At 58.8% G+C, this 444-nt stretch carries 1 protein-coding gene; it reads left to right on the forward strand.

The window, feature by feature from the left end; all coding sequences use genetic code 11:
- Nucleotides 1-61: 61 nt before the first annotated feature.
- A partial coding sequence (locus tag ACXJKC_RS21760; protein ID WP_456698850.1) for an acyl-CoA dehydrogenase family protein occupies nucleotides 62-444 on the forward strand: 383 nt, incomplete at its 3' end.

Here is a 444-nt window from a genome sequence, read left to right on the forward strand (position 1 = left end):
GCATAAGATCTCGGCCGATCAGATTCTCGGGGGTGTGCCCGGCAAGGGTTTCTACCAGATGATGGACGGTGTTGAGGTCGGTCGTGTCAACGTTGGTGCGCGTGCCGTCGGTATCGCGAACCGTGCGTTTGAGCTGGGTGTGGCGTATGCGCAGCAGCGTGAGACGTTCGGTAAGCCGATCGCGCAGCATCAGGCGATCTTGTTCCGTATTGCTGAGATGGCGACCAAGGTCGAGACAGCACATGCGATGGTCGTCAAGGCTGCCCGGCTCAAGGATGCCGGTAAGCGCAATGACGTGGAGGCCGGTATGGCCAAGATGGTGGCAGCGGAGTACTGCAATGAGGTTGTGCAGGACTCGTTCCGTATCCATGGTGGTTACGGTTACTCCAAGGAGTACGAGATCGAGCGTCTCTACCGTGAGGCCGCGTTCATGCTGATCGGTGA

The organism is Aeromicrobium sp. P5_D10, assembly GCF_054049535.1.